We start from the raw sequence: 25,281 nt of genomic DNA, 5'->3' as shown, positions 1-25,281 counted from the left end.
GGAGCCCTTTTTTGTACTCAAACTAAAATCACTTTGCCAGCCAGGACTCAACCGTGTCTGAGCTGTATTCGGCCTTCCACTCTTTCAGCGTCCGCTGATTGCCGCCTTTGGTTTCGACGAGTTCGCGGGTGTGCGGATTTTTATAGGCCGTCACCTGGCATGGCTTACTTTGGTCTCAACAGCTGAAGCACGACGGCGGCCAACTTCTGGATCAGCAGGTTGATCACGAACTGATAGGGCAACCACACCCCTACCACGCTGCAACCATAGGTCTATGCAACATGTCTTTCAGTAGGCTTGAGGCCAATGGCGAGTCGCCTTGCACACCCCACGCCCCATGCTAAAGCACGAGTCATTGATTCACCTGGCCTGGAATCAAGCGCCTCTTCATGCAAAGCCGTGCCGCTCGCTGCATACACACCAATGAACATTTGCGTGCTTCCCGAGGGCGACAGCCTCACTTGGACATCAATGAAGGTTCCGTCGTCTAACGTTTCATCGTGTGTTCGATGGTGAAGCGCCGGATCAGCCCACTGCCAGAACACGTCCCCACGAATTCGCATGGCCCGCCCTCCTACGACTTTAGTCTTATGCGTCGGAAAACTTACCATAGCGCAGAGATGTACGGAGGCCACGGCTTGCTTCACGATTGACTGCTAAATCGGATAACTGGCCACGATTCCTATACATGGTCAGGAATCCTGCATAGGTTCTTCCGGACAGGCTACTGGCCACTGCATCACACCCAGCGGGCATGCGGTACTCGATGAAATAACCCGATCACGTCGGTACTGGCTCTAGCACCTCCCGATCATCGCGGTCGATTTCTGAGCATGGCTTAGCTATGGGACGGCCTTACAGACTTCGATACGGATAACGCGCCTTACCTGGCTCACCTAACAAAAAGGGCCCTTGAAGGGCCCTTTTGCACTCAAACCAAAATCACTTGGTCAGCCAAGACTCGACGGTTGCGGAGCCGTGCTCTGCTTTCCACTCTTTCAGGGTCTTGTGGTTGCCGCCTTTGGTCTCGACGACTTCGCCGGTGTGCGGGTTCTTGTAGATCTTTACCTGGCGTGGTTTACGAGTGCCGGTTTTGGAGTCGGCTGCTAGTGCGCGACGACCAGGCTTCGGATCAAGCAGGTTGATCACGTTCGGAAGGCTGTAGCTGTACTCGGCAAGCAGAGCGCGCAGCTTGGTTTCAAATTCGATTTCTTTCTTGAGGCCAGCGTCGCCTTTCAGGGCTTCGAGCGCTTCGAGTTGCTCGGCAAGGTGTTTTTCGAGCTGGCGGAATTCTGCGAGTTTGGACATAGAAGGCCTCTTAACTATTAAGGTTTAAATCAACGATTAAACTTGGACAACATTTTTAGCCGCAATCTTGGCTGCGACGACATTGTAAATATCTGTATCGACCCCAGGTGTTCTGATTGAAATTATCAGCGAGTACCGGGCTGGGGTGTCATATCGCGCGAGAGCCGCTCTCGTCTTCCACCATCCTAGCGATGGATAAACAGCGATAAAACCTCGACTTGCCAACTCTGCTGCAGTACCGCTCCAAGTATCCTGATGAAGAGAGCCACGATGACGTTTCTGCTTACCTAAAATCCATGCAGGATCACCATCACGGCTAACCATACCGTTCTCGTCATCAACTGCTGCGGCGTTAACCCTTGCCCTGAAATTATCCAGTTCTTCAGCGGGCCGCTTTGCGTCGAAACGAAGGCCGTGTGATTCATAGCGATAACGAGAACGCCCTCTTGCTGAGGGGTTGGGTTCGATGAAGTAAGATAGCGTTACAGTCATCTCGACTGGAGTTGCTCCTAACGCTTCCAGTTCATCCTTTGGCCATGGCAATGCATGCAGGTGCATGTCGCAGAGGGATGGTTCCTTCCCCTTTAACTTTTTGAAGGGATGGAGAATATCTTCAATCATGAGTGTGAGTGAATCAGAAGCGCTCCACAGTGCTTTCTCAAGATTAGGAACCCCAAATCCACAATGCCGAACGAGGCGCTCATAATCTTGCTTTGTTGGTGAGCGGTCAGGAGGAAGAAACATGCTCCTCATCGCATTCGTCCACTTTGCTGAGTGAACGACCAAGGCTCGGATGCTTTCAGGCCATAGCTGAGGATATGCACCCATCAGTTGCGCTGTCATACGCGAACAGAGAGCCGTCGCAGCACTGGTTGCGGTAACGAGCGTTAGAGGCCTTTCGATAGGCAGATGGTGCGTTGTAAGCAGGGACAGCTCACCGGCTGTTGCTGGCCCCATGTGGTCATCTTGAATAAGATTTCCACCTTCAAATAGTACATCCGGCTTCAGGGGGTAATAATTTACCCATGTTTGAGAGGTGGTACTGAATGGACTGAGCGCCCCTAGCTCGGCAACTGCGCGTAAGCCACGTGGGAGGTCTACCAGATTAGTAAAGGCACCTACTGTCAGCGAATTCCAAGATTGTGCAGGATCACAAATACCCATCAGAGTATTGCTTTCAGGGTAAGTCGCCCAATCAGACGGATTTCGTATATTACCTGCCGATACAATGAAAAGTCTCGGATTGGCGCCTTGCTCGTCTGCATCGAAGGCAAGGCGGTCGAGCGTTGATGACCATGAAGAAGGACGACCCCTATCCCGACCATCCAGTGTCGTGACTGCCATACTGAACACACGAGCTCTAAATGGTGCGGTTATTTCGGTTCTGGCTACGGCTTCAATGGTGTTGACGCCATATTGCTTTTCGTCATCCGTGCTCGCACCGCTACTTGGAAGTAACTTTACTGACTCTAAACGGTGTCCGATGATTAGCGGATCTGCTGAGTGGAGAGCCGCTGAAAGATCTCCATATAGTGCCAAGCCGGCCATACTGGTTCCATGCCCATTGCGGTCATCTACCCCCCAATCAGGCTCAATGGAGTGTAAATCCTCACCTGATAAGGCAGAAACTAATAAAGGATGGCCGTGATTGACTCCGGTATCGATGATACAAACATGAGGTACGTTATTATTTTCAGAAAAACTCGTTCTTTCCAGTAACTCTTGCCCCCACTGGTGTTGCTCAGCGGGAGTGAAAGAATCGAAAAAATCTGCTGTTTCTTTTGCGCGCCGCAGCTCTGCTATGCAGTTAAGCGTTAGAACGGAGTGCTGCAATTGGGCTTTGCTACTTTGAATTAAAACTACTGTTCGCTCAGGAAAATTGAGTGTTCCATTTAACACCCTAATCCCAAGCATCTCTGCAATTCTAGTGAATGTTTCACGCGTAGCTTCTCGACTATCCCTGATCGGCAACCAAGCTTCCCACCAAATAACTTCATTTTCATCTGATGGTAATAGCTCGGGGCTGTCTGTCCAAAGTGCTTCAAGCTGTGCAACATGGATAGATCTAATAGTGTTTATCAAAGCCTTGTGATCAAGGCTCTGCCCCTTAGCTCCCTTGCGATCATTGAGATACTCAACAATAATCTTTTCAAAATAGGCGAGCTTTCCGTCAGGGACGAATACAGTTGCAAAGCTCTGCTCTCCCTCCTCTTTATAATTTAGAAGCTCGATGCCTTGCGTTTTGTTGGCCAGGCTTTCAAACGCTAATTTAACATCAGTGAAGCTTTCGAACTGAACGCGTAGACCAATTCCGCCCTCAATACCCAACGCCTGCTGTTCAGCTTTGGCTTGCTCCGCAATGGGCTGAAGTTGCTTAACCTGCCCTTGCAATGAACTGCCGTGCTGTGTGCGATCTCGATCAGGCAAGGGGGATGGCCTAACAATAACCTTGTGAGACGTAAATGGTTCTTTTGATGATGTGTTTTGAGGATATAGATGGGGAAGATTGGCTTGGCGTTGATCCGTCATCGCGATACAGCTCTTTAAGTTAAGTGTCGATTACGAGTTTTTTGCTGATCAGTTTCCGCTCTTCCAGCATTCGGAAGATGTCCGCATCGGTAATTACTGCGCGATCATGAATGATCGCATCTTTAAGACTATCGTCAGCAGCACGTGCAATATCTGCGTAACTCAAACCCATTGCTCTCTCAGCCAGTTTAATCCAAGACAACCGTTTGGGCTTGAAGCTGGCTAAGCGATTTTTCAGAACCGCAATAATTTGCTGGGGTTCGGGAAGCCCATATTGGATCATGTCATCAAAGCGGCGAAACAAAGCGTAATCTAAAATTTCAGGGTGATTCGTGGCTGCGATTACAAGGCTGTGAGATTGATCTTGCTCAAGCATTTGCAGGAAGCTGTTTAGCACGCGGCGAATCTCACCAACGTCATTAGCCAATCCTCGTTGCGAGCCAATTGCATCAAATTCGTCAAAGAAATAGACGCCACGAACTTCGGAGATAGTTTCGAAAACCTGACGAAGCTTAGCGGCAGTCTCACCCATGTATTTGGTGATTAACGCGTCTAGCCTTACTACAAATAGAGGGATACCCAACTCACCTGCTAAAGCTGAAGCAGTCAGAGTTTTACCCGTACCTGGTGGGCCGACCAAAAGTAATTTTCGTCTTGGAGACAGGCCATGCGCCCGAATTTTTGCATGGCTTTGCTGCTCTTTGATGATCCGATTTAGGCGCATCGCAACGTGCTCGTCCAATATCATGTCGGACAATCGAGCTTGGGGGTAAGACGCTTGAAGAAGGTCAGCTAGCTCACCACGGGGTTGACTGATGGGAACAGTTTTACTGGTGATTTTTGAAGTCGGGCGTGCCTTAGCAGCATCGATAAGAGCTTTAAGCTCCCCTGCTAACTTTCCGTGGCCTAGCTTGGCCTCGTGCGCCGCAACCTGCATAGCCACAGAGAAAAAGTGACTTTCATCACCAGTGATATGCGATTTCAGCAGTGCTTTGACCTGTTCTGCGCTTGCCATATTTGACCTCATACAAGCCGGGCATTATAGGCCTCATTGGCCTCTGTTTGCAGAAAACTAGCGTCCTTTTCTAATCCCAGTTGCGAAGGCGGATTAGCTAAAAACCAAACCATTTCTCACAAGCGCAGAGCCGTGGAGGCGTTGAAGCGACACTGAGAAAGCCGACTGAGGCTCATCACTGACCGGTAAAGCGACCGACGGTACTGATGAATCGCACCACGTTGAAGACGTTTAAGCTCTATCCGCCCCTCTCTACCCTATTTGAGCAAAGCCTATTTAGAGAATACAGTCCATAGCTGATCCACCCTAGTAGTAAAGCTCTGGCTCATCATCTCCCGCCGCATACCCCAAACCGGATTGGTAGGTACACTCGCAAGTCTCATAGTCCCTCTGCCCCATCGGCCATTGATAGCATCGAGAACACCCATGACTTTCTCAGTGGCAACCGGTTGAGAGATCGAGAAAAGATCTTCGGTGTACTCGCCCTTCTGGCAAAGGCTGAGTAGGAGCACCTCGGCTTTGCTGTACTTGAAGCCTGGTCGGAAGACGCGATCCACAGCTTCCACAGCAGCCCTTGTCATTAACCGCACATCGTCAGTTGGGTACGGCAATTCGACCAGGACTCCATTGGCGTATTTGGCTTCCTCCGGATTGAACATGCCTGTGCGAATAGACACGCGTATTTTCTTGCAAAGTGACTGCTGCGCACGGAGCTTTTCCGTGGCTCGCATCATGTATGTGGCCACGGCCTCTTTGATTGGCGCAATCTCTGTGAGGCGTTTTCCGAACATCCGACTGCAACAGATCTCTTGCTTGGGTGGATCAGGCTCATCGAGTTCCAGGCACGGTGTACCCGCCAACTCACGAGCTGTCTTCTCGATCACCACGCTGAATTTTTTGCGCAACATCCAGGGATCTGTTTTGGAGAGATCCCAAGCCGTCTTGATACCCATACCCTCCAAGTGAACAGTCATCTTCCGACCTACACCCCAGACGTGTGAGACCGAGCATTTCTTAAGCACCCAGTCGCGCTTAACCTGGTCACGTAGATCAACGACACCGCCAGTCTGCGCCTGCCATTTTTTGGCCGAATGATTCGCGAGTTTGCTCAAGGTTTTCGTACCGGCAATACCAACGCCGACAGGGATGCCAGTGCTTTGATAGACCTGGGCACGGATACGTCGTCCAAGCGCCTCAAGATTACCTGGCACCCCGGCTAAGTCTGCGAAAGCTTCATCGATGCTATAGACCTCAACGGCAGGCACCATTGACTCAATCACACTCATCACTCGCTCGCTCATGTCACCGTAAAGCGCATAGTTCGACGAGAACGCCACGATGCCGTGCTGCTTGAGTTTGTGCTTGATTTGAAAGTACGGCTCGCCCATTTTCACGAACGGCTTGCTGTCCGCGCTGCGGGCGATCACACAGCCATCGTTGTTCGACAAAACCACGATGGGCGTCTTCACCAGGTCAGGTCGGAACACTCGCTCGCAGCTTGCGTAGAAGCTGTTGCAGTCGATCAGGGCGAATACAGGATCAGGCTTTCGGATCATGTGCACGCACGCTGAATGTCACTACACCCCATATGATCAACTCATCGCCCTCGAGGATGTATCGCGGAGGGTAACCTACATTCTCAGACATTAGGATGATGTCCGAGCCTCGCTTGCACAGGCGCTTGCACACTGGCTCGCAGTTCACTGCCGCAATCACGATATGCCCATGCTCGGCGGTGATCGAGCGATCCACCACTGCCATATCTCCATCGAATATCCCGGCACCCTCCATGCTGTGGCCTTCAATGCGCACTAGGTAGATATGCGGCGCACGGATGTCCAGCAGCTCGTCGATGGAGATGTGCTGTTCAAGGTGATCAGCCGCAGGTGATGGGAAGCCCGCAGGGACTTTGAAGGAGTAGAACGGAAGCTGAACTCCCCCTTCTGCCAATGGGCCGAGAATGGTGACGCTCATGATGGATGCCTTAACCAAAACTGTATATACATACAGTAAACGTGGAAGCGTGCTTGCGGTCAATCTTGGGCGAGGAAAATTGCGACCGATGGATTCGCTGGAAGCAAAGTCTTAAGGCTGTCCAAGAGGGATTGATTGCTGGGATGTAAGGGTTTTTCGTTGCGCCGCCGGCAATAATGCAGTCGCTTCTTCGCGTAAGCGGCTAGCCGTGCGGGCTGGAGTGTTCCACCCAGGAACAGTTCTATCAGCCGTCTTGAAATAGGGTGCTTGCTTAAGGGTAAGCTTGGGTATCGCGGTTGAGAGGAAAAGACCATGCAAACTCAGGAAGAACATCAATTGGAGCGGGCCCTGGCCGAGGCACTGAGGAATAAACAGTGCGAGCAATGGCTGGCAGAGAACAGCGAAGCCGTAAATGCCTACAACGAAGAAGTGGAAGCCAACGGTGCTTTTAGCGACGAAGTACGAAGCTTCTGATGCCTTTTTCTCGCAACGTGAATGTTTTTCGGCCCGCACACCGGGTCTCAGACGAATATCAGGAGTTTCATCTCCCACCTGCCGGAGCAGGCTGAACGAGCTGGTTGATGCGAATATCGAGGGGTTTATCTCTCGACCCCGTGGTCGTTTGACCCAACAAACACGGGCTCAAACGAATATCGGGGGTTTCATCTCCCACCTAGAGACGCGGGCCCAATCAGCAGGCTGAAATGAATATCGAGGGTTTTATCTCCCGGCTCCACGGCTGCTGCAACCCGCAACACCAGGTCTCAGACGAATATCCGTAGTTTCATCTCCCACCTGGAGACGCGGGCCGCATCAGCAGGCTGAAACGAATATCGAGGGTTTTATCTCTCGGCTCAACGGCTGCTGCGAGCCGCAACACCAGGTCTCAGAAGAATATCGGAGGGTTCATCTCACAGCTAGAGACGCGGGCCGAATCTGCCAAGCTGAAACGAATATCGAGGGTTTTATCTCTCGGCTGTATGGTTGTTTTTAACGGTACGACAGCCAGTAACCGGTCATATAGTGTACGCAAGATAGCCTCCTCTCAGATGTCAACGTCGTGAGAAACCATCTTGAGAACAACCCACGTACCTAACGATTTCGAGGCACTGATCAGCGCACCAAAATTTTCGGACGATCCTATCGGGTACCGCCGAAAAAAAGCGGTGGCAGCTCATCGCTGACGACATTTACAAAAGCACCTCCATTGAGGCATTACTTGAGGCAAGGGGCAAAGCTGAAGGCTACATCCATGGCCTGGTGGACGCTGGGCACCTGTCAACGAGAGACGCCGACCGTGATTATTTGATTCTTTGCATCGTTCAAAGGCGGCGCGAGTTTTTGCAGAAATTGCTGAACGAGTTCGGCTACTGAGCCAGGTACCACTCTCGTAAAAACAGCCCACGGATGAGGCGAGTCACGGGATGGAGCCGACCAAGTTAAGGGCTCCGAATTACGGTTTCGGAGCTCTTTGACTGACGTCTCAGACGCGCTCACCAGTGCGCAGAAACCTCAGAAAACTCTGCCGTCCAACGCCTCGCAAAAAACCGGCTATGACGTAATTGCCATCCTGTGCTTCAAGCATCCAGAAACGCCCCTCTTTCCGTACGGTGTGAATTTTTCCTGTTCGAAGGATGGCGCCATCTGCTTTGCGGTATCCCTCGTGTTTTTCTGCGTGGTCAAAAGAAACGCCCGCACACGTATCCTCGGCGATGAAAGCTTCACTGATAAAAGCAGTTATCGGCACGCTGTATTTTCGGTGGCTTGCTCGCATCAAGCGACTCAGCTGAAAGTCACTTACATCCTTACCGTGAAGCTCTACTTCGATTGCATTAGGCATCCGGCCAAATCTCCAAAATGACTCACTATGTGTTTACGGCGCGCTCAAGCGGGCGACATCGAAAAAGCAACCTCCAGAGTCGCTTCTTTTCGCTGGCCTGGGCCCCAGAGAAGGTAAACAGTGTTCTTGGTTTCAAACATGCAGCCGTAGATAAGTGACACTCCGAAGTTGCTGCGCACCCACATTTTTGGTTGGAAGCGGCCTTTACTGTCTAGGACTAACTCGTGAGCGAATAGCGTCATGGGGAGCAGACCTAGGCCAGTAAGCTTTTCCTTTTCAACTGGCGTCACAGTGAGGTCGATCAAAATCCACTGCCGCACCAAACAAAACGCTTTGCTGGGGAACAGCTTTCCCGCTAAGGAAATCAAATCCTCTTGGGAACCAGTCCAACCCGAAGTCTCCCCGTCGATGCCATACAGGAGCTGAGCGATTTCATCCAACGTGACCATATTGGAGTCTCAAGTTGTTCTAGGTTGAGGAACGCTTGTATAAGTCTGCCCTGCCATGGTTACGAATTCGTAAACTGGCTGTTCTTTATCAGAACTTTGCAATCTGATTTCGGAAAGCGGTTCCATCAGACGTTCATGCTGCCGGTTCATCCAAGGCGGCGAAATGAGGTATACCTTGGTGACAGCAAGAAACTCTGAATCGCCCGAATTGCAAATATTTTGAACCGATGCTGCGTCACAGACGAGGCGCGCGCTTGGCCCCATAGTCCCATCGAAGAACCCTACCCCTTCTATCAAGAAGGAATATTGGTTGTGACTAATATCTACTGATTTCCAAAGCAGGAGGCTTTCATCCGGCATTTTAAATCTGCCGTGCAGTTGACTCTCGTTTGTTCTGAACAAAACACTACTCCTGGCTGACGATTTATTTCTTTGGCGCTAATCTGAATTCAGATAGTAAGTATTAGATCGTTTACAAAACCGGTCTCTTCGAAAGGATAGCCCCGCGGATTGGACGCACAGCGAATGCCCTCTATGGTCTTCTCGTAACCGACATGTGTGTGGCCGTGTAGCCACAGATCAATATCGAATCCAGAAAATTCGTTCCAATCATTGACATAAGCTGCAGCCAAATGCCCTAGTTCATAGTTGATTCCAGGGGCACATTCCGGCAAAGGTGCATGATGCGTTACGACAACCGTCTTTCCTTGATATTTAGTGGACAAATTCGAAAGCAACCAGTGTTTCGCAAATTGCGACTTTTGCTGGAGGTCTTCTGGCGTTATTCGGTGATACTGATTTCCTGTTCTTATTTGTTTGTAGTCGTTCATGGAAATGTGAGCGGCAAGCATCGCAGTGGTGGCGTTGTCTGCTGAGTAAAAATCAGTCCAACCAGTAGTGCCAAGAAACCTTACCCCATTAATGATGACTTGCTCGTTTTCTAGAACGTGAACACGCGAGAGCGCTTTAGCACGCATTTTTTCCAACGTTCGGTGCAGATGGCCTTTGTAGAACTCGTGGTTTCCAGCAACGTAGATCACGGGGCAGTGAAAGGTCTTGTTCGCCCATTCCACACCACGAGTCCCTGTATCAATGTCACCGGCTAAAACCACAACATCAACGTCTAGGCACGGCGGGTTGAACATGGAGAATTCGTTATGAATATCTGAAAAAAATTGAATTTTCATTTTCCCCGCCCGCCCGATTTTTCTGTCAATTTATAATCATTGTTATTACGTTAGCCTCATCCGAAGCCCACTGCACATCAAGCTCTCAGTGAATGTGAGCGCTGTAAACCAATAATTAGCTACGTACAATATATAGGGTGGCAGCTAATCAATCAACATGGCCTGATCCTCGTTTTTGAGGGTCTTCAATGTCGTTGAGTCAGGCATTCGCAAAAGCGTTACGGGCTGCGCGTCGGGCCAAGGAGCTTCGGCAGGATGACCTGGCTAACGTGACCAGCCGAAGTTACTTAGCTTTGCTGGAGAGTGGACGCTCTGGCGTGACGCTGGAGAAGCTTGACCAGATTTCCAAAGCCTTAGGAGTTGATCCTTTGGCGTTATTCGCTATGGCAATTTGCAGCCGAAACGATGAGCCGATGGGTGTAACGCTCTCGCGCCTGACCGCCGAAATTCAGCACCTAACTGAAGTTGGCGCCATCGATGAGCTTCGAGAAGAAACAGCCACCCCTAGGCTATCGCCAACAGAGAAAGGCCTGCTTACGACCACCAAAGTCCACTCATTGCGCGAGCAAGGACTTACTCAAAAAGAGATCGCAGATGAATTAGGTATCTCTACGGCTACCGTTCATAAGCACTGGCACAGAAGAATCGAGTGATTTTTATCAGCTCATCCTTAGCGGCTCAGGTACCTTCCGTCTCGTTGGACGTGACGACCCAACAGAGTGCCCCTGGCGCTCTCAAGCTGAGCACAATTTCCTCACGTACAACACTCGCGCTGCGTGCCCCATAGAAGAGCCCTGGTCTGCCAGAGGGAACTGAGCAATTCAATCTGCCAATTCGCCCCACCTTTTCTTCATCAGTCGATTCGTTTCGACGACCCGGAGCGGCTGAAGCGAATTCTCACGCCCTTCAAGGTGATCGAATAGCGCACGAGGCTTCTGCCTAAAGAGAGTGATAGCGCCGTAAAATCGAGGCGATATGATGTGGGAGGAAAAAAATTTCGAAGCCAGACTCTCAGCTAAAAAACGTATACTTTACAGCTTCAAATAGGGCAAAAAACCTCAAAAGTATACGTTCTCTCGAAAAGATAATTAGAAAATCTTGCTGGAAGCCCCGCTATACAAGGGTTACAACAATGTATATGAATCATACATCGGCACTCTGTCAATAAGCTGAGCCGGTAATACAAGACCCCCGACAGGCCCCTGGCTTGTCGGGGGTTTTCTTTTGCCCACGAAAAAGATCGCAGCCTCGCTTCGCTCGTCAGCTCCTACATTGAAAATGCGATCCCTGTAGGAGCTGACGAGCGAAGCGAGGCTGCGATCTTTTGATCTACAAAAAAAAGCCCCTCGATCGAGGGGCTCCTTGTGCAGTGCTTTGAGCTATTCCACATCAGGCCATTTGAATGATGGTCTGCATGATGGTGCTCTGGGTAGAGATGGTCTTGGCGTTCGCCTGGTAATTGCTCTGCGCCTTGATCAAATCGACCAGCTCATTGGTCACGTTGACGTTGGACTCTTCCAGGGAGTTGGAGCGGATCGTACCCAGCGAGCCGGTTTCCGGCGCGTCGTAGCCCGGAATGCCCGACGCGTAGGTTTCTTTCCAGCTGGTACCGCCGACTGCCTGCAGGCCTTGTTCGTTGGTGAAGCTGGCCAGCGCCAGTTGGCCAATCGGCTTGGTCTGATAGTTACTGAAGTTGGCCAACAGCACGCCGCTGCCGTCGATGGTCAGGTTGGTGATCTGACCCGTGGCATAACCGTTCTGCACGGGAATGGAGCGCGCGGTATCGGCGTTGAACTGAGTCGTGCTACCCATGGCGATCGTCAGGCCAGCCGGATCGGCGGCTGCACCGTTAGCCGTCCAGACACCATCCTTGACTTTGCCCGGGGTCCAATTGGTGATTTTCAGCTCATTACTGATCACCGGTGCAGGCGTTGGAACGGTTGGAGGCACGGTCGGTGGAACCGGCGTACTGACCGACACCAGCTTGCCCGAAGTGTCGAAGGACATGGTCGACGCGATTGGCGGTGTCGTAGCATCCGTCGGGTCGCTGCCATCCGGATTGCGATCATCGATCAGGGTGTAGGTGTCCCAGGTGTTCGGACCGGTCTTGACCATGTATTGATCCATGGTGTGCTGGTTGCCTTGAGTATCGAAAACCGGCGTACTGAACTGCTTGGTAAAGGTTTCCGATTTGCTAGGGTCGAACTTGTTGGTTGCCACTGCCTGATCGATCACGGGAGACGTCGAGTTCAGGTTGATCGTCGACGACACCGTGGTGGTGGATTTTGGCGCCAGGTTGGAGGTGTCGATGCGCAGGTCGGTCAATACGCCGTTGACAATCTTGCCATTGTTATCAACTCCATAGCCCTGCAGGCGCGAGGTGCCATCGCTGTTGGTGACGTAGCCTTCCTTGTCGACCTTGAACGTGCCCGCGCGGGTATAGGACAACGAGCCGCTGTTGTTCAATACGAAGAAACCTGAGCCATTGATGCCCATGTCCAGCACGTTACCGGTGGCGCTGATATCGCCCTGGGTGAATTGCTGGGAAACGTTGGCCAGACGCACGCCGCTGCCGACGACCTTGCTGCCCGTACCCAGTTTGGTCGCCGAGTACACGTCTTCGAATTCTGCGCGGGACGACTTGAAGCCGGTGGTTGCCACGTTGGCGATGTTGTTGCCGGTGACGTCCAATTGTTTGTTGGCGGCATAGAGACCGCTAAGGCCGATGTTGAAAGACATATTCCACTCCTTTATGCCGCATTAGTCGGCTCTATATACCAATGGTTTGCACTTTGGACAGGGCGACACTGCCAAGCCCGGCCAGGTTGAGCATCAACTCACCGCCGGTCTGGCTGATGGTCACGCTGTTGACCGTTGCCGGCAGATTGGTGACCAGCGCAACAGCCTTGTCATCGATGGTGGTGTTTGCCACAAAGGTGTAAGTACCCGAATCGACGACTTGGCCGGCATCGTCCTTGCCGTCCCAGGTGAAGCTGCTGGTGCCGGCTTTCTGATCGTCCAGGGTGATGGTGCGGACAGTCTTGCCATCCTTGTCGGTGATTTTCACCGCCACTTCAGCCACCGACTGCGGTAGAACAACCGAACCGGTCAGGCCCTTCGTGGTATCGACCACGGCCTTGTCGCCCGGCGCGATGACTGAACGCCCGACCAGTGAAGAAGCCTGCAACGCCTGGGACGAGTTGTAGTTTCCGGCGATGCCGGACACGGTATCGTTGAGCGTGGTGATGCCTTCCAGGCTGCTGAACTGCGCCAGCTGTGCCACGAATTCGCCGTTATCCTGGGGTTCCAACGGGTTCTGGTTTTTCAGCTGGGTCACCAGCAATTGCAGGAACGCGTCCTTGCCCAGGGCCTTTTTACCCGTGGCACTGCCGGCCGCCGATGCCAGGCTATCTGAATTGGTATTGGTCTTGATCGACGAGTTGGCCAGGATGTCGTTGAGACTCGGAGCACTGGTGGTATCGGTAACACTCATCTGAGTCGCCCCTTATCACTGACCGAGGGTCAGTACCTTCTGCATCATGGTTTTGGCGGTGTTCATCATTTCGGCGTTGGTCTGGAACGAGCGGCTTGCGGAAATCATGTCGGCCATTTCTTCTACCACGTTAACGTTCGGGTAGTAGACGTAGCCCTTGGCATCGGCGGCCGGATGGTTCGGCTCGTAGCGTGCCTCAAGGTTGCTCTGGTCCTCGACCACGCCCAGTACCTGCACGCCCTGACCGGCCGCGTCCTGGTTCTGGAACAGAGAGTCGCTGCCAGCACCTTGAGCACCCTGGAACATGGTGGCGAACACCGGGTGACGCGCACGGTAGGTCTGGTCGATGCTCGACGAGACGGTCTCGGCGTTGGCGATGTTCGAAGCCACGGTGTTCAAGCGCGTGGTCTGGGCACTCATGCCGCTACCGGCAATGTTGAAAACACTGGAGAGAGACATGACTTATTCTCCGCGCAGGGCTGACACCAGCCCTTTGAATTTGCTGTTGAGCAGGGTGAAGCTGGCCTGGAAGTTGACCGAGTTTTCTGCGTAGTTCGACTGTTCCAGCTGGGCGTCCACGGTGTTCTGGTCGATCGACGGTTGCATCGGCGTGCGGTACATCAGCGACTCGTCGCCATTGCCCAGGCCCTGGGCTTCGATGTGACGGCTGTTGGTCATGTTCAAGGCGAAGGTGCCATTTTTGGCCTTGTCGTTCTGCGCCTCGAGCACTTTCGAGAACTCCAGGTCCCGAGCCTTGTAGTTGGGGGTATCGGCGTTGGCAATGTTGTTGGCCAGGACTTCGGCACGCTGAGCGCGGAAGCCCAAGGCCTTTTCGTGAATACCGAGCGCTTTATCGAAGCTGATGCTCATGGCGGGAAACCTTCGGCTGACCTGTTTTTCGTACGATGGTCAAAGCAAGCGTCATGCCAATTCACAAAACCCCATAAACCGGGGCTTTGCGGGCATCGACCCATGCGGCAACGACAGAAAAGCGGCAACCGGTTTCCGCTGGATGCCGCTTTTCTGCCGCTTCCCGTGGACAACACATACCCTGTAGGAGCTGCCGCAGGCTGCGATCTTTTGATTTTGTTTTTTAAGATCAAGTCCAAAAGATCGTCCGAACGCGGCCCGAGCCTTCGGCAGCTCCTACGTGATGCAAGCGCGACAGGCATAAAAAAGGAGCCCCTGTGGGCTCCCATTTTTTATGCCTGTCGCGCTTGCATCACTTCGCCTGGTAAATAATCCCCGGGCTGCATTGGACCATCTGGTAATGGTCCGGCAATCCGTTCAACGCTTCGGAAGCACCGAGGAACAGATAACCTCCCGGCTTCAACGTGCTGTGAATGCGCAAAAGGATGTCCTTCTTCACTTCGGCGGAGAAGTAGATCAGCACATTGCGACAGAACACGATGTCGAACTTGCCAAGGCCGGCGTAGCTGTCCAGCAGGTTGAACGAGCGAAACTCGACCCGGCTCTTGATCGGTGCCTTGATGGCCCAGCGACCCGGTCCCTTGGGATCGAAATAACGCTGCAGCCGCTCGGGAGACAAGCCGCGACCGATGGCCAGGCTGTCGTACTCGCCGGTCTTGCAGTTGTTCAGCATGGTGCCCGACAGGTCGGTCGCCACGATCTGTACGCCCATCCTCAACTGCCCGGCATTGAACCGCTCGAACTCATCGATGGACATCGACAGCGAATACGGTTCCTGACCCGACGAGCAGGCCGCCGACCAGATCCGCAGACGCTGGCCGGGGCTGGCCTTGATCGCTTCGGGCAGCACCTTGTTCTTCAAGACTTCAAACGGATAGGTATCACGAAACCACAGGGTTTCGTTGGTCGTCATCGCATCCACCACCATCTCGCGCAACCCGCTGCGCGGCTGGGTCTGAATGCGCTGGACCAGCTCACCCAGGGACTTGATGCCTTGCTGCTCCATCAGTTTGTTGAGACGGCTGGAGACTAGATATTGCTTGTTTTCACCGAGCAAAATGCCACAGGCTTTTTCCAGGAACACCCGGAACTGTTCGAAATCCAAATTACCCGTAGACAATGCTGCCGCCTCTAAAATCGTGTTGACTGCCGGGGGCCGAACGCCCCTAGCTGATGTCTGCTGCCTTGATCCGGTCGACTACCCGGGATGCCAGGTCATCAGGACGGAATTTGGCGAGGAAGTCATCGGCACCGACCTTCCTGACCATCGCCTGATTGAATACACCCGACAACGAAGTATGCAGGATGATATGAAGCTTTTGCATGCGAGGGTCGTTGCGGATCTCGGCCGTGAGGGTGTATCCGTCCATTTCCGGCATCTCGATGTCGGAAATCATCATCAGGAACTCCTCCTCCGGCCTCTTGCCCTCGTCGACCAGTTTGCGCAGGTAATCCAGCGCTTGCCGACCGTCGTTCAACGCCACCACTTCAACACCGACCGTTTGCAGGCAACGGGTGACCTGCTTGCGCGCCACCGAGGAGTCATCGACCGTCAGCACGCGCAAGGAGAGCGCCTTGTGCTGGGTCTCGACATCCACCACGCCAGCGGAGATCGCTTCCGGGGTTGGAGCCACTTCCGCCAGCACCTTTTCGACGTCGATGATTTCCACCAACTGGTTGTCGACCCGGGTCACCGCCGTCAGGTAATGATCACGTCCCGTGCCCTTGGGTGGTGGATGAATCTCCTCCCAGTTCATGTTGACGATGCGTTCCACCGAGCGAACCAGGAATCCCTGGGTCTTGGTGTTGTACTCCGTGATGATCACGAAGGGGTTGTTCTTGTCCTTCAAGCCACCGGAACCGGTCGCCATTGCCAGATCAAGGATCGGAATGGTCGCCCCCCGAATATTTGCCACGCCACACACGACAGGACTGGACTTGGGCATCAGCGTCAGTTTGGGGCATTGCAGCACCTCCCGCACCTTGAACACGTTGATCCCATAAAGCTGCTGGCCGTCGAGACGGAACAACAGCAACTCAAGGCGATTCTGCCCCACCAGTTGCGTGCGCTGGTTTACCGAATCCATTACACCAGCCATGCCTGACTCCTACGCCAACGCTAAGTGTTGTTGCGACGCGCCTTCTTCACTAAACGGCACGGCGCTTGCTTTTTATCTGTCATGAACTCAGAACCGACATTATTCCGACGCCTGACCACCCGCTGCCGCCAATGGCTAGGGGTGATGTCGGCTGTTTGCCTGTTCAACGCTGGCAGCCCTGCCCTTGCTGACGCGGTTACCTTGCCTGACATGCTTATCGGCGTCACCCAGGGCTTTCTTGAATTCACCGTAGAGGACTATCTGGCGACCAGTCAAACCCAGGGTCGCTATGAAATCCAGGTAAACCCGCTCGATCCGCGCCTGCGCATGCCGACGTGCGACAAGGAATTGACAGCCACGTTGGAGAGTCCGGCCAAGCCCCTGGGCCGTGTAACGGTCAAGGTTCGCTGTGAGGGAGCATCCCCCTGGACAGTCTTCGTGCCCGCTCAAGTACGCCTGTTTCGCGAGGTCGTCACGACCACCCGGCCACTGCGCCGGGCCGGTGTTATCGAGTCGCAGGACGTCATGCTGCGTGAGCGCGATATCAGCCTGCTTAACCAGGGGTACCTGACTGCCGTGGACCAGGCCGTGGGACAGCGACTTACCCGACCAATGGTCAACGATCAGGTCATCAGCCTGGTGCACATCGAACAAGCGGAAGTGATACGCAAGGGTGACCAGGTGGTGATTACCGCCCGCAGTGGTACGCTCAGCGTGCGAATGCCCGGCGAGGCATTGGCCAGTGGCGGCCTGAGCGAACAGATCCGAGTCAAGAATCTCAATTCCAAACGGGTCATCAAGGCCCAGGTGATCGCACCAGGCCAGGTGGAAGTGTCCATGTAGGATTTACTGTGGGTGAAGAAGTGGCGCCGGCCTCGGCGGTTCCCTAAACTGTGTGCCAGGCACGGCAAGCGCTGGCGCGCGCAAGCTCATTTGATCAATGAGCCTAAAGTTTTTCAGGGAATGGCCGAAAACATGGCAAGCGTCCAAATTCCCAGAGGTTTTTAACATGGTTATCGATTTCAGCCGATTGAACAGCTCCCCGTCAGTCACGGGCAGTACACGTACCAGCGCCGCCAGGGAAACCGCCGAATCCGGCAAACCTGCCGAGCCTGCCTCCGCGGCGGAACAGGCCAGTACCGTCCAGAGCGGGGAGTCGGTACATCTGAGCAATGAGGCGCAACAGTTGCAAAAGATCTCCGATACGCTGCGTGATCAGCCTGTCGTCGACAAATCCCGCGTAGCTGAGTTGAAAGCAGCTATCGCCGATGGCAGCTATAAAGTCGACAGCAACCGTGTAGCCAGCAAACTGCTCAACTTCGAAGCCCAGCGCTAGGCCTAGGCCCGCGCCAGGCTTTTGGACGCTTAAACCCCAAGGCCAGCCATGCACGACACTAATTTACTGCAACTGATCACCGACGACCTTGCTCCAGCGCAACGCTTGCTGGAATTACTGCACACCGAATCCCTCGCCCTGCACGGCCGCGACATGCGGTTGCTGGAAGAAATCCTGGCGCGCAAGCAGGCATTGGTCATCGAACTCGATCAGCATGGCCGCAGACGCAGTGAGATTCTTGCCAGCCTCAACTTGCCAGCCAACCGCAGCGGTCTGGAGCAACTGGCCAGTCAATCGAGCATTGGTCAAGAACTGCTGGTGCAAAGTGATGCGCTGACCGACCTGTTGGCTCAATGCCACGCCGCCAACGCCGACAATGGACAATCGATCCTTGTACAGCAGGCCGCCACGGCCACCCAGCTGAGAATCCTTAACGGCGGTGACCAGCCCGCGCTCTATGACGCCAGCGGATCATTCTCCCGATTAGTGAAACCACGCCCGCTCAGTCAGGCTTGAGCCTGTCGATAAGCCCGCTCTATCAAGACGCGAAACATGATGGCAAAATGCTGCTTGCCGTAGTCAACATTTGTCTGGAGATTGATTAGCCGTGTCCAATGCCTTAAACGCGGAAGATGCTCCGCAGCCACCCAAGGTGCTCAGAACGCCCCTGGAAATCTCCGGCAATTTGCGCCAATTGCTAGACAGCCATGACCCGCTGATCATCACGTTCCACGAGCGCAGCCAGCGCTTCCAGAGCTATCTGGTGGACCTTGATCGTGAGCGCAACATGATTGCCCTGGACGAAATGATTCCCCGCGATGGCGAACGTTTCCTGCTGGCCGGCGAACCCTTCAAAGTCGAAGGTTTTCATGAAGGCGTGCGCATCGCGTGGGAAAGCAATGGCCCGCTGACCATCGACGAATCCAACGGCAGCCGTTGCTACCGTGGCACCCTGCCTGATGAAGTTGTCTACCACCAGCGCCGCAATGCATTCCGTGCTGCCTTGAAATTGGCCCAATTGGTCAACGTCAATCTGGACGGTGAAAAACTCAAGGCGTCGATTAGCGGCAAGCTGCTGGACATCTCCGCCACTGGCTGCAAGTTGCGCTTCGAAGGCGATATCACCGGCAGCCTGCAACTGGGTCAGGTTTACGACCGTTTCAACGCCGATCTGCCTTTTGGCAAAATGACGGCACCGGTTGAACTGCGCTACCTGCACTTTGAAGAAAAGATCTCCACCACTTTCGCTGGCGTTCGTTTCCACAACATGAGCGGACTGGTGCAACGTCAGGTCGAGCGGTTCGTCTACCAGCTGCAACGCGAAGCGCGGCGCTTCGACAAAGACGACTTCTGAGGCAACGCTTCAAGCAAAAACGGGCAGTCCCTTGCGGTGACTGCCCGTTTTTTTTTGACTGAATGTCAGGGCCTGGCCTCGGTAAAACTCTGCTCCCTGCCAGAATCCGGTTCTTGCGGGGGAGGATCGGTTTCCGGTTCGGTTTCCGGACTCGGATCGGCAGGAAGTGGATTCTGCATCTGATCCTGCACCACCTGCTCGTCCACCCTAGGATCCAGGGCCGCCACCAGTGGTGAACTCGACATACTGTCTGGCATGGCGACGTGATGCAGCGGTGCATCGTCCACCTGATGCAAATTCGTCACCGCTTTCGGACGAATTCGCCACACCAGCACCAACGCGAAGAAACTGAAGAATGCATAGAGCATCTGGCTGCCGAACAACTTCATCAGCACGCCCGCCACCAGTGGACCGATGCTGGCGCCAACGCCGTAGGTCACCAGCAACATCGCCGTCAGCGATACCCGTCGATCGCCCTCGACATGGTCATTGGAAAAGGCCACCGCCAACGGATACAGGCAGAACTGGACCAACGAGCAGAGGAAACCGGCAACGAACAGGACTTCCAGCGGCACCCGCTCCATGATCGCCAGCGGCAAGGCAGCCAACGCCAGGCTGAACGCAAAACAGCGAATCAACAGCGCCCGGTCATAGCGATCGGACAACCATCCCAACGGCCACTGCACCAGCAACCCGGCAAAAATGCAGCTACCCATGAACAGGCCGACCTGCTCCGTGGAAAGCCCTTGCTGGGAGGCATACAGCGGTGCCAGACCGTAGAACGAACCGACAATCAGGCCTGCGCCTAGGACGGTACTCAATGACTGTGGCACCCGCTTGATAAAGAACCGCGGCTCCATCGGTGCGGGATGCAAAGGCGCCGGGTGAATCCGTCGGGTCAGGGCCACCGGCACCAGGCAAAGCGTGAAACATAGGGCTACCAGCATCAGCAGTTCCAACCCCAGCCCCGGGTGCATGACCAGAATCAACTGACCCAGCACCAACCCCAGGTAGGAGGCGATCATGTATCCGCTGAACACCAGGCCGCGCTGCTTGGCATCGGCCTGCTCATTGAGCCAGCTCTCGATGACCATGTACTGGCACATCATGCCGAGACCGACGATCACCCGCAGGAACAACCACGCAGGCAACCAGTCTACCAGGCCATGGCCCAGCACCGCGGCGCCGACTATCCCGGCACAGGCCGAGTAGGCCCGAATATGCCCGACCCGGGCTATCAACCGATGGCCGATCTTGCCGCCCAGCACCAGGCCGAAATAGTTGGCAGCCATCAACGCACCGACCCACAGGCTATCGACATGATCGGCAGCCAGGCGCAAAGCCAGGTAAGTACTCAGCAGGCCCGAGCCGATCAACATCATCAGCGACGCGAAATAAAGCGCTCGAAAGGACTTCCAGATTAGGCGCAACGAGCGACTCCTTGCAGTGGGTGACGGGCTATTCAAACGATAGCCCGGTGTCGACATTTCATCAGGCCTGGGCGGCCAGGACACGCCGTTCCCAGGGAGTAATTTCGTCAAGGAAACTGGTCAATTCCAGGGTCTTCGAAGCGACGTAGCCTTCGATGAATTCCTTGCCGAACAGTTCAATTGCCAAATGGCTACGTTTCAGACGCTCAAGCGCTGCATGCAAGGTACAGGGCAATGAAAGTTTATCCGGCACCTGGAACTCACCCTGAACCGGTTCGTCGGGCTCCAGTCGATGCTCGATGCCGTACAACCCGCAGGCCAGGCTCGCTGCGATCGCCAGGTATGGGTTAGCGTCAGCCCCCGGCAATCGGTTCTCGACCCGACGAGCGACCGGCGAGCTGGCGGGGATGCGCAATCCAGCCGACCGATTGTCATGGGACCAGCAGGCATTATTCGGTGATGCAAAGGGATGGCACAAGCGCTGATACGAATTCACGTTGGGTGCAAACAGCGCGGTAAAATCCGCCATGCCGGCTTGCTGCCCCCCTATGAAATGGCGAAAGGCAGCAGTCGGTTGACCGGTTTCGTCACTGAAGACATTGCGCCCCGTGCCGATCTCTATGATGCTCTGGTGAATGTGCATCGAACTGCCTGGCGTGTGCGCCAATGGCTTGGCCATGCAAACCACGATCAGGCCGTGCTTGAGCGCGACTTCCTTGAGTAAATGCTTGAACAGGAATGTCTGGTCTGCCAGCAGCAAAGGATCGCCGTGCAGCAAGTTGATTTCGAACTGACTGATGCCCATCTCGTGCATAAAGGTATCGCGCGGCAAGCCCAGCGCAGCCATGCACTCATACACCTCGCGGAAGAATGGCCGCAGGCCATTGTTGGAGCTGACACTGAACGCCGAGTGACCTTCCTCGCGCCGACCGTCCAAGCCCGTCGGCGGCAGGAAGGGCTGGGTCGAATCGGTATTGGGAGCGAAGACAAAAAACTCAAGTTCAGTCGCCACCACTGGAGCCAGCCCCACCGCCGCGTAACGCGCGATGACAGCCTTGAGCTGGCCGCGGGTCGACAGACTGGAGCTTTCGCCCGTCAATTCATCCGCATCACAGATGGCCAATGCCCGAGGTTGCTGGCTCCAAGGCAAGCGGTGGATCTGCGCCGGATCAGGGACGAGCGCGAGGTCGCCGTCATCGCAACCGTAAAAGCGTGCAGGCGGATATCCGCCCATGATGCATTGCAACATCACTCCCCGCGCCATCTGCAAGCGGCGTCCTTCGAGGAAGCCCTCGGCAGTCATCACCTTGCCACGGGGCACGCCATTCAAATCCGGTGTGACGCATTCGATCTCATCAATGCCCGTCAATCGCTGCGCGAGTGAACCCAGGCCATCGGTTGTCATGACGCAATCCTTGTTTTTACACGAGCCGCGAGCGGCAACTCGTACAAAATAGGCTCCGCGTGTTCAGAATATCAAGCAGGATTCTCAAATATGTAGGCCCCGAGGTTTCAAGGGAGATAGAGCCGGAAGACGCCCCCACCCAAAGGACCGCCATTGCTGATTTCCGTGCGCCCGCCTACGCCGTTACGTTGATGCAGTGCTGCAATCCGACCGGCGAAGTACAGTCCCAGGCCGGTGCTGCCGGTGCTGTGGTTGATGCCCTGCACATACTCGGCCTGGTGTTCGATCATTTGCGCAGGATAGCCTTCACCATCGTCGTTGATGGTCAAGACCAACTGCCCGGCTTCGTCGCTGGCGCTGATCAACACTGCGTGACGGGCATAACGGATCGCGTTGTTGATGCTATTGGCCAGTACCGAAGCGATCAGCTCTCGGTCAAAAAACCCCAGGGGACTCAAGGGATCGACTTCAAACGTGGCGGCAATACCGCGGCTGGCGAACACGTCTTGATGACACGCCAATTGCGCTTCGATGAAATCGTCCAGTTCGTGGTAGGCCGGCTGCAGGGGCATCTGGTTGACGCCCAGTTTGTACAGGCCCAGCAACTGCACCAGCATGCCATTGAGGTGCGCGAACTCGAACTCGATCGCACCCAGCGAAGGAGAGTGCCGGGCAGACGCCGGCAAGCTCGCCAGGCATTGGCTGTGAGCCTGCATCAGTGTGGCCAGCGAGTTCTTCATGTCATGGACGGTGGACGCAATCACCGTCGAGAAATCCAGTGCCTGTTGGTGTTCGTTCATTCGCCAAATGCCTTGTTCTTGAGCTTTTGATAACGCGCAAAACGCGAATCGGTGTCCGGCATCAAGCCGACCATTTTCAGGCAGGCCCGGCATTCCACCAGTTCCTCTGAGGGCACATTGGTATCGGTGCCGTGCAGCAACGCCTGTGCGAGGTTCAGCGCGATGCTGATGTTCTTGGGCTGCAGCGCCAGGGCTTTGCGAAAAATTCCTCGGGCCTGCACCAAGTCACCGGTCTTGTACACGCGCACGCCCTGCCGATTGAGATCGGCTGCAACGTTGCCGGAGTTGAGGATGCTCGGATCATCAGTCAACTTGGCGATGCCCTTCATGACCGCAGGATCGTCGCCGTAAATCTCTGCGCAGTTTTTCAACATCGAAGCGCCCGCATTGGCTTGGCCCAGCATCTGTAATTGCTTGGCCACCAACAGCGCCGCTTCGGCACTCATGAACTGCTCCATGCCATCGAGCCGCATGATGGCTTGCTCAGTCAGCTTTTCCGCCGTTTCGGCGTCGTTGAGCAGCAGGCTGGTCGCCTTCATCAATCGCGCCCTGATTTGCAGACCGGGATCAGACGGGTTCTCCTTTGCCACCGCACTCAGGGTCGTGTTGATTTCCAGGCGAGTGCGGGTATCAAGGCCCTTTTCACTGCCCTTGCTGATCAAGGCATGAGCCAGTCCGAGGTTGCTTTCCGCATCCTTGAAGCGTGACTGGGCGCCTTGGGCAACAGCCTGGCGGTAGGCTTTGGACGCCGTGTCAAAATCCTCATTGGCCATTGCCAATTTTCCCAATTGCGCTTGTCTGCGCACCGCCAGTGGCGACAAGCGAATCGCCTCTTCAAGAACGCGTTGAGCGGCCTTGGTATCGCCTTCGGCAATCAGCACCTCTGCCATGCCATCGTAGAGCGCTGGCATCATCGGAAACACTTTCAGCGCTTTTTCGTAGACAGCTTTTGCCTGGGTGACCTGGCCCCGCTTGAACAGCAACTTGCCCAGTCCGGCAAATGCCCATGGCAAGGGTCGGTCGGCGATGATGCCGTCGTAGAGTCGCTCCAGCACCTCGTTCTGATTGAGGTCACGCAGGGCGTCAGCACGGTAGCGCAAGCACAACGGCGAATAGCGGATGTCCTGTTTGCACAAGGCTATGCAGGCATTGAGCACTTCCACCGGCTTTCCACGGTCGAGGGCCTGCAGTATTGGCTTGAGCAACGTCTTGCGCTGCACCAGTCGCTCCAGGCGTTGAGCCAGACCGGAACGGTTGAAGGGTTTGGTCAGGTAAGCATCAGGCTCGTGCTCCAGGGCGCTGAGCACCATGGCCTGGCTGGTTTCAGCGGTGACCATCACGAATACACTTTCATGACTGATCAGCTTGTCGATCATCAAGTCTTCGAGCACCTGCTGACCGTTCTTCTTGCCATCGCCCAGGTGGAAATCCTGGAGGATGAAATCGTAGGATTTCTGCGAACACATCTTCAGCGCCTGTTCGCCAGTGTCGGCTGTGTCCACATCCTTGACACCCAACTCCCGCAGCATCGACCTGACCGAACTGCGGAAATCCGAGAAATCATCGACGATCAGAAAACTCTTTTGGTGATACGACAGCATCGAAGATTTCCAGGCAATTTAAGAAGAAGAACCGAGAGGCGAATACACGAACAAGATCAGCTTCACTGCCCTTTACGGCGCGCAGATGATAGCGGTTAGCCATTAGTCATCAAGGGGTTTTTCTCGAAACCGTGATGACTGTTGACGCGGCGAGATATAAAGCTCGCTGCGACCTAAGGGTTATCGGCCGGCAGTCGCATTCTCTTGAAGCGAGGGGAGTGGAATTGAGCGGTTTGCTTCATGGTGGTAGGAGCGAACATGCTCCGGGTGGCGTTTCGACGGTGGGCGTTAACGATAAGGCTGGGGCCTCATATTCCGTGGCGCTCTCCGGTTCTTCGCGAGCATGCTCGCTCCTACAGGGGGGGGTTAGCGATGGCCACAAAGACAAAACCCCTACCTGCATGCGCAGATAGGGGTTTTGGAATTTAATCTTGACGATGACCTACTCTCACATGGGGAAACCCCACACTACCATCGGCGATGCATCGTTTCACTTCTGAGTTCGGGATGGGATCAGGTGGTTCCAACGCT

At 54.5% G+C, this 25,281-nt stretch carries 26 protein-coding genes, 1 rRNA gene and 1 pseudogene; 6 read left to right on the top strand and 22 right to left on the bottom strand.

The features are described 5' to 3' along the window. Nucleotides 1–28: 28 nt before the first annotated feature. From CGA21_RS29840 to CGA21_RS05065, 7 genes and pseudogenes are all read right to left on the bottom strand, one after another. Nucleotides 29–166, bottom strand: a pseudogene (locus CGA21_RS29840) (transcriptional regulator); the annotation flags it as partial. Nucleotides 167–272: 106 nt separating this feature from the next. After that, nucleotides 273–563: a hypothetical protein gene (locus CGA21_RS29835; RefSeq protein ID WP_223194015.1), complete on the bottom strand. Its 291-nt coding sequence runs from the start codon at nucleotides 561–563 to the stop codon at nucleotides 273–275. A gap of 379 nt (nucleotides 564–942) precedes the next feature. Beyond that, nucleotides 943–1,308, bottom strand: coding sequence for a histone-like nucleoid-structuring protein, MvaT/MvaU family (locus tag CGA21_RS05085; protein ID WP_188263702.1), 366 nt, complete (start codon nucleotides 1,306–1,308; stop codon nucleotides 943–945). Between the two features lie 36 nt (nucleotides 1,309–1,344). Continuing rightward, a complete protein-coding gene (locus tag CGA21_RS05080) occupies nucleotides 1,345–3,837 on the bottom strand; it encodes a S8 family peptidase (RefSeq protein WP_188263701.1) in 2,493 nt (830 codons plus the stop codon). A gap of 19 nt (nucleotides 3,838–3,856) precedes the next feature. Further along, entirely contained in the window at nucleotides 3,857–4,852 is a 996-nt protein-coding gene (locus CGA21_RS05075) for an AAA family ATPase (protein WP_188263700.1), read from the bottom strand. Nucleotides 4,853–5,124: 272 nt separating this feature from the next. After that, nucleotides 5,125–6,405: a translesion error-prone DNA polymerase V subunit UmuC gene (gene umuC, locus CGA21_RS05070; protein WP_188263820.1), complete on the bottom strand. Its 1,281-nt coding sequence runs from the start codon at nucleotides 6,403–6,405 to the stop codon at nucleotides 5,125–5,127. Then, complete coding sequence (locus CGA21_RS05065) at nucleotides 6,392–6,826, bottom strand: LexA family protein (RefSeq protein WP_188263699.1); 435 nt, start codon at nucleotides 6,824–6,826, stop codon at nucleotides 6,392–6,394. The genes umuC and CGA21_RS05065 overlap by 14 nt, the downstream gene beginning before the upstream one ends. A gap of 312 nt (nucleotides 6,827–7,138) precedes the next feature. Here CGA21_RS05065 and CGA21_RS05060 point away from each other — a divergent pair, with 312 nt between their 5' ends. Then, complete coding sequence (locus CGA21_RS05060; RefSeq protein ID WP_188263698.1) at nucleotides 7,139–7,300, top strand: type II toxin-antitoxin system CcdA family antitoxin; 162 nt, start codon at nucleotides 7,139–7,141, stop codon at nucleotides 7,298–7,300. Nucleotides 7,301–8,309: 1,009 nt separating this feature from the next. Here the strand turns inward: CGA21_RS05060 and CGA21_RS05055 are convergent. Genes CGA21_RS05055 through CGA21_RS05040 form a run of 4 tightly spaced genes read right to left on the bottom strand, consistent with a single transcriptional unit; the run spans nucleotide 8,310 to nucleotide 10,302 of the window. Beyond that, on the bottom strand, nucleotides 8,310–8,666 hold the full coding sequence (locus CGA21_RS05055) for a hypothetical protein (protein WP_188263697.1): 357 nt from the start codon (nucleotides 8,664–8,666) through the stop codon (nucleotides 8,310–8,312). 44 nt (nucleotides 8,667–8,710) lie between these two features. Continuing rightward, complete coding sequence (locus CGA21_RS05050) at nucleotides 8,711–9,115, bottom strand: DUF6957 family protein (protein WP_188263696.1); 405 nt, start codon at nucleotides 9,113–9,115, stop codon at nucleotides 8,711–8,713. A 9-nt stretch (nucleotides 9,116–9,124) separates the two neighbouring features. After that, a complete protein-coding gene (locus tag CGA21_RS05045) occupies nucleotides 9,125–9,517 on the bottom strand; it encodes a hypothetical protein (protein WP_188263695.1) in 393 nt (130 codons plus the stop codon). Nucleotides 9,518–9,564: 47 nt separating this feature from the next. Then, the gene (locus CGA21_RS05040; RefSeq protein ID WP_188263694.1) at nucleotides 9,565–10,302 is read right to left on the bottom strand and encodes a metallophosphoesterase; all 738 of its coding nucleotides are present in this window, start codon (nucleotides 10,300–10,302) and stop codon (nucleotides 9,565–9,567) included. Between the two features lie 188 nt (nucleotides 10,303–10,490). Between CGA21_RS05040 and CGA21_RS05035 the strand changes: the two genes are divergently transcribed. Continuing rightward, entirely contained in the window at nucleotides 10,491–10,955 is a 465-nt protein-coding gene (locus CGA21_RS05035) for a helix-turn-helix domain-containing protein (protein WP_188263693.1), read from the top strand. A gap of 736 nt (nucleotides 10,956–11,691) precedes the next feature. On the opposite strand, the gene flgE is transcribed toward CGA21_RS05035, so the two are convergent. The 6 genes from flgE to CGA21_RS05005 form a co-directional block, all read right to left on the bottom strand. Continuing rightward, complete coding sequence (gene flgE / locus CGA21_RS05030; RefSeq protein ID WP_188263692.1) at nucleotides 11,692–13,041, bottom strand: flagellar hook protein FlgE; 1,350 nt, start codon at nucleotides 13,039–13,041, stop codon at nucleotides 11,692–11,694. Between the two features lie 31 nt (nucleotides 13,042–13,072). Then, a complete protein-coding gene (flgD, locus tag CGA21_RS05025) occupies nucleotides 13,073–13,795 on the bottom strand; it encodes a flagellar hook assembly protein FlgD (protein ID WP_110754235.1) in 723 nt (240 codons plus the stop codon). A 15-nt stretch (nucleotides 13,796–13,810) separates the two neighbouring features. Beyond that, nucleotides 13,811–14,254: a flagellar basal body rod protein FlgC gene (gene flgC, locus CGA21_RS05020; protein ID WP_020800603.1), complete on the bottom strand. Its 444-nt coding sequence runs from the start codon at nucleotides 14,252–14,254 to the stop codon at nucleotides 13,811–13,813. A 3-nt stretch (nucleotides 14,255–14,257) separates the two neighbouring features. Further along, the gene (gene flgB / locus CGA21_RS05015; protein WP_020800602.1) at nucleotides 14,258–14,665 is read right to left on the bottom strand and encodes a flagellar basal body rod protein FlgB; all 408 of its coding nucleotides are present in this window, start codon (nucleotides 14,663–14,665) and stop codon (nucleotides 14,258–14,260) included. 352 nt (nucleotides 14,666–15,017) lie between these two features. Beyond that, a complete protein-coding gene (cheR, locus tag CGA21_RS05010) occupies nucleotides 15,018–15,845 on the bottom strand; it encodes a protein-glutamate O-methyltransferase CheR (protein ID WP_033040711.1) in 828 nt (275 codons plus the stop codon). Nucleotides 15,846–15,891: 46 nt separating this feature from the next. After that, nucleotides 15,892–16,824 carry a chemotaxis protein CheV gene (locus tag CGA21_RS05005; protein WP_020801355.1) on the bottom strand — a complete coding sequence of 311 codons (933 nt, stop codon included), beginning with the start codon at nucleotides 16,822–16,824 and terminating at the stop codon, nucleotides 15,892–15,894. A gap of 81 nt (nucleotides 16,825–16,905) precedes the next feature. Between CGA21_RS05005 and flgA the strand changes: the two genes are divergently transcribed. The 4 genes from flgA (at nucleotide 16,906) to CGA21_RS04985 (ending at nucleotide 19,514) form a co-directional block, all read left to right on the top strand. Beyond that, on the top strand, nucleotides 16,906–17,667 hold the full coding sequence (gene flgA / locus CGA21_RS05000; RefSeq protein WP_188263691.1) for a flagellar basal body P-ring formation chaperone FlgA: 762 nt from the start codon (nucleotides 16,906–16,908) through the stop codon (nucleotides 17,665–17,667). Nucleotides 17,668–17,833: 166 nt separating this feature from the next. Further along, nucleotides 17,834–18,160, top strand: a complete 327-nt coding sequence (gene flgM, locus CGA21_RS04995) for a flagellar biosynthesis anti-sigma factor FlgM (RefSeq protein WP_110754239.1) — start codon at nucleotides 17,834–17,836, stop codon at nucleotides 18,158–18,160. A gap of 48 nt (nucleotides 18,161–18,208) precedes the next feature. Then, entirely contained in the window at nucleotides 18,209–18,676 is a 468-nt protein-coding gene (locus tag CGA21_RS04990) for a flagella synthesis protein FlgN (RefSeq protein ID WP_110754241.1), read from the top strand. 91 nt (nucleotides 18,677–18,767) lie between these two features. Beyond that, nucleotides 18,768–19,514 (top strand): flagellar brake protein, encoded by a 747-nt coding sequence (locus CGA21_RS04985; protein ID WP_033040709.1) that lies wholly within the window; start codon nucleotides 18,768–18,770, stop codon nucleotides 19,512–19,514. A gap of 65 nt (nucleotides 19,515–19,579) precedes the next feature. On the opposite strand, the gene CGA21_RS04980 is transcribed toward CGA21_RS04985, so the two are convergent. The 5 genes from CGA21_RS04980 to rrf form a co-directional block, all read right to left on the bottom strand. Then, nucleotides 19,580–20,944, bottom strand: a complete 1,365-nt coding sequence (locus CGA21_RS04980) for an MFS transporter (protein ID WP_110754245.1) — start codon at nucleotides 20,942–20,944, stop codon at nucleotides 19,580–19,582. Between the two features lie 61 nt (nucleotides 20,945–21,005). Then, complete coding sequence (locus CGA21_RS04975; protein WP_188263819.1) at nucleotides 21,006–22,247, bottom strand: glutamine synthetase family protein; 1,242 nt, start codon at nucleotides 22,245–22,247, stop codon at nucleotides 21,006–21,008. Nucleotides 22,248–22,456: 209 nt separating this feature from the next. Next, entirely contained in the window at nucleotides 22,457–23,149 is a 693-nt protein-coding gene (locus tag CGA21_RS04970; protein WP_110754249.1) for a sensor histidine kinase, read from the bottom strand. Further along, on the bottom strand, nucleotides 23,146–24,750 hold the full coding sequence (locus tag CGA21_RS04965) for a tetratricopeptide repeat-containing response regulator (protein WP_188263690.1): 1,605 nt from the start codon (nucleotides 24,748–24,750) through the stop codon (nucleotides 23,146–23,148). Before CGA21_RS04965 ends, CGA21_RS04970 begins: the two co-directional genes overlap by 4 nt. Before the next feature lie 429 nt (nucleotides 24,751–25,179). Further along, nucleotides 25,180–25,281, bottom strand: a 5S ribosomal RNA gene (gene rrf / locus CGA21_RS04960); the annotation flags it as partial.

Origin of the sequence: Pseudomonas sp. PSB11, assembly GCF_014596605.1 — a bacterium.
GTDB lineage: Bacteria > Pseudomonadota > Gammaproteobacteria > Pseudomonadales > Pseudomonadaceae > Aquipseudomonas > Aquipseudomonas umsongensis.
This window is presented reverse-complemented; position numbering and strand designations above follow the sequence as displayed.

Bases quoted from the DNA above. Each gene is read 5' to 3' on its own strand.
- CGA21_RS29835 (WP_223194015.1), bottom strand. From the start codon at position 563: ATGCGAATTCGTGGGGACGTGTTCTGGCAGTGGGCTGATCCGGCGCTT.
- CGA21_RS05085 (WP_188263702.1), bottom strand. From the start codon at position 1,308: ATGTCCAAACTCGCAGAATTCCGCCAGCTCGAAAAACACCTTGCCGAG.
- CGA21_RS05080 (WP_188263701.1), bottom strand. From the start codon at position 3,837: ATGACGGATCAACGCCAAGCCAATCTTCCCCATCTATATCCTCAAAAC.
- CGA21_RS05075 (WP_188263700.1), bottom strand. From the start codon at position 4,852: ATGGCAAGCGCAGAACAGGTCAAAGCACTGCTGAAATCGCATATCACT.
- CGA21_RS05065 (WP_188263699.1), bottom strand. From the start codon at position 6,826: ATGAGCGTCACCATTCTCGGCCCATTGGCAGAAGGGGGAGTTCAGCTT.
- CGA21_RS05060 (WP_188263698.1), top strand. From the start codon at position 7,139: ATGCAAACTCAGGAAGAACATCAATTGGAGCGGGCCCTGGCCGAGGCA.
- CGA21_RS05055 (WP_188263697.1), bottom strand. From the start codon at position 8,666: ATGCCTAATGCAATCGAAGTAGAGCTTCACGGTAAGGATGTAAGTGAC.
- CGA21_RS05050 (WP_188263696.1), bottom strand. From the start codon at position 9,115: ATGGTCACGTTGGATGAAATCGCTCAGCTCCTGTATGGCATCGACGGG.
- CGA21_RS05040 (WP_188263694.1), bottom strand. From the start codon at position 10,302: ATGAAAATTCAATTTTTTTCAGATATTCATAACGAATTCTCCATGTTC.
- CGA21_RS05035 (WP_188263693.1), top strand. From the start codon at position 10,491: ATGTCGTTGAGTCAGGCATTCGCAAAAGCGTTACGGGCTGCGCGTCGG.
- flgE (WP_188263692.1), bottom strand. From the start codon at position 13,041: ATGTCTTTCAACATCGGCCTTAGCGGTCTCTATGCCGCCAACAAACAA.
- flgD (WP_110754235.1), bottom strand. From the start codon at position 13,795: ATGAGTGTTACCGATACCACCAGTGCTCCGAGTCTCAACGACATCCTG.
- flgC (WP_020800603.1), bottom strand. From the start codon at position 14,254: ATGTCTCTCTCCAGTGTTTTCAACATTGCCGGTAGCGGCATGAGTGCC.
- flgB (WP_020800602.1), bottom strand. From the start codon at position 14,665: ATGAGCATCAGCTTCGATAAAGCGCTCGGTATTCACGAAAAGGCCTTG.
- CGA21_RS05005 (WP_020801355.1), bottom strand. From the start codon at position 16,824: ATGGCTGGTGTAATGGATTCGGTAAACCAGCGCACGCAACTGGTGGGG.
- flgA (WP_188263691.1), top strand. From the start codon at position 16,906: ATGAACTCAGAACCGACATTATTCCGACGCCTGACCACCCGCTGCCGC.
- flgM (WP_110754239.1), top strand. From the start codon at position 17,834: ATGGTTATCGATTTCAGCCGATTGAACAGCTCCCCGTCAGTCACGGGC.
- CGA21_RS04990 (WP_110754241.1), top strand. From the start codon at position 18,209: ATGCACGACACTAATTTACTGCAACTGATCACCGACGACCTTGCTCCA.
- CGA21_RS04975 (WP_188263819.1), bottom strand. From the start codon at position 22,247: ATGACTGCCGAGGGCTTCCTCGAAGGACGCCGCTTGCAGATGGCGCGG.
- CGA21_RS04970 (WP_110754249.1), bottom strand. From the start codon at position 23,149: ATGAACGAACACCAACAGGCACTGGATTTCTCGACGGTGATTGCGTCC.
- CGA21_RS04965 (WP_188263690.1), bottom strand. From the start codon at position 24,750: ATGCTGTCGTATCACCAAAAGAGTTTTCTGATCGTCGATGATTTCTCG.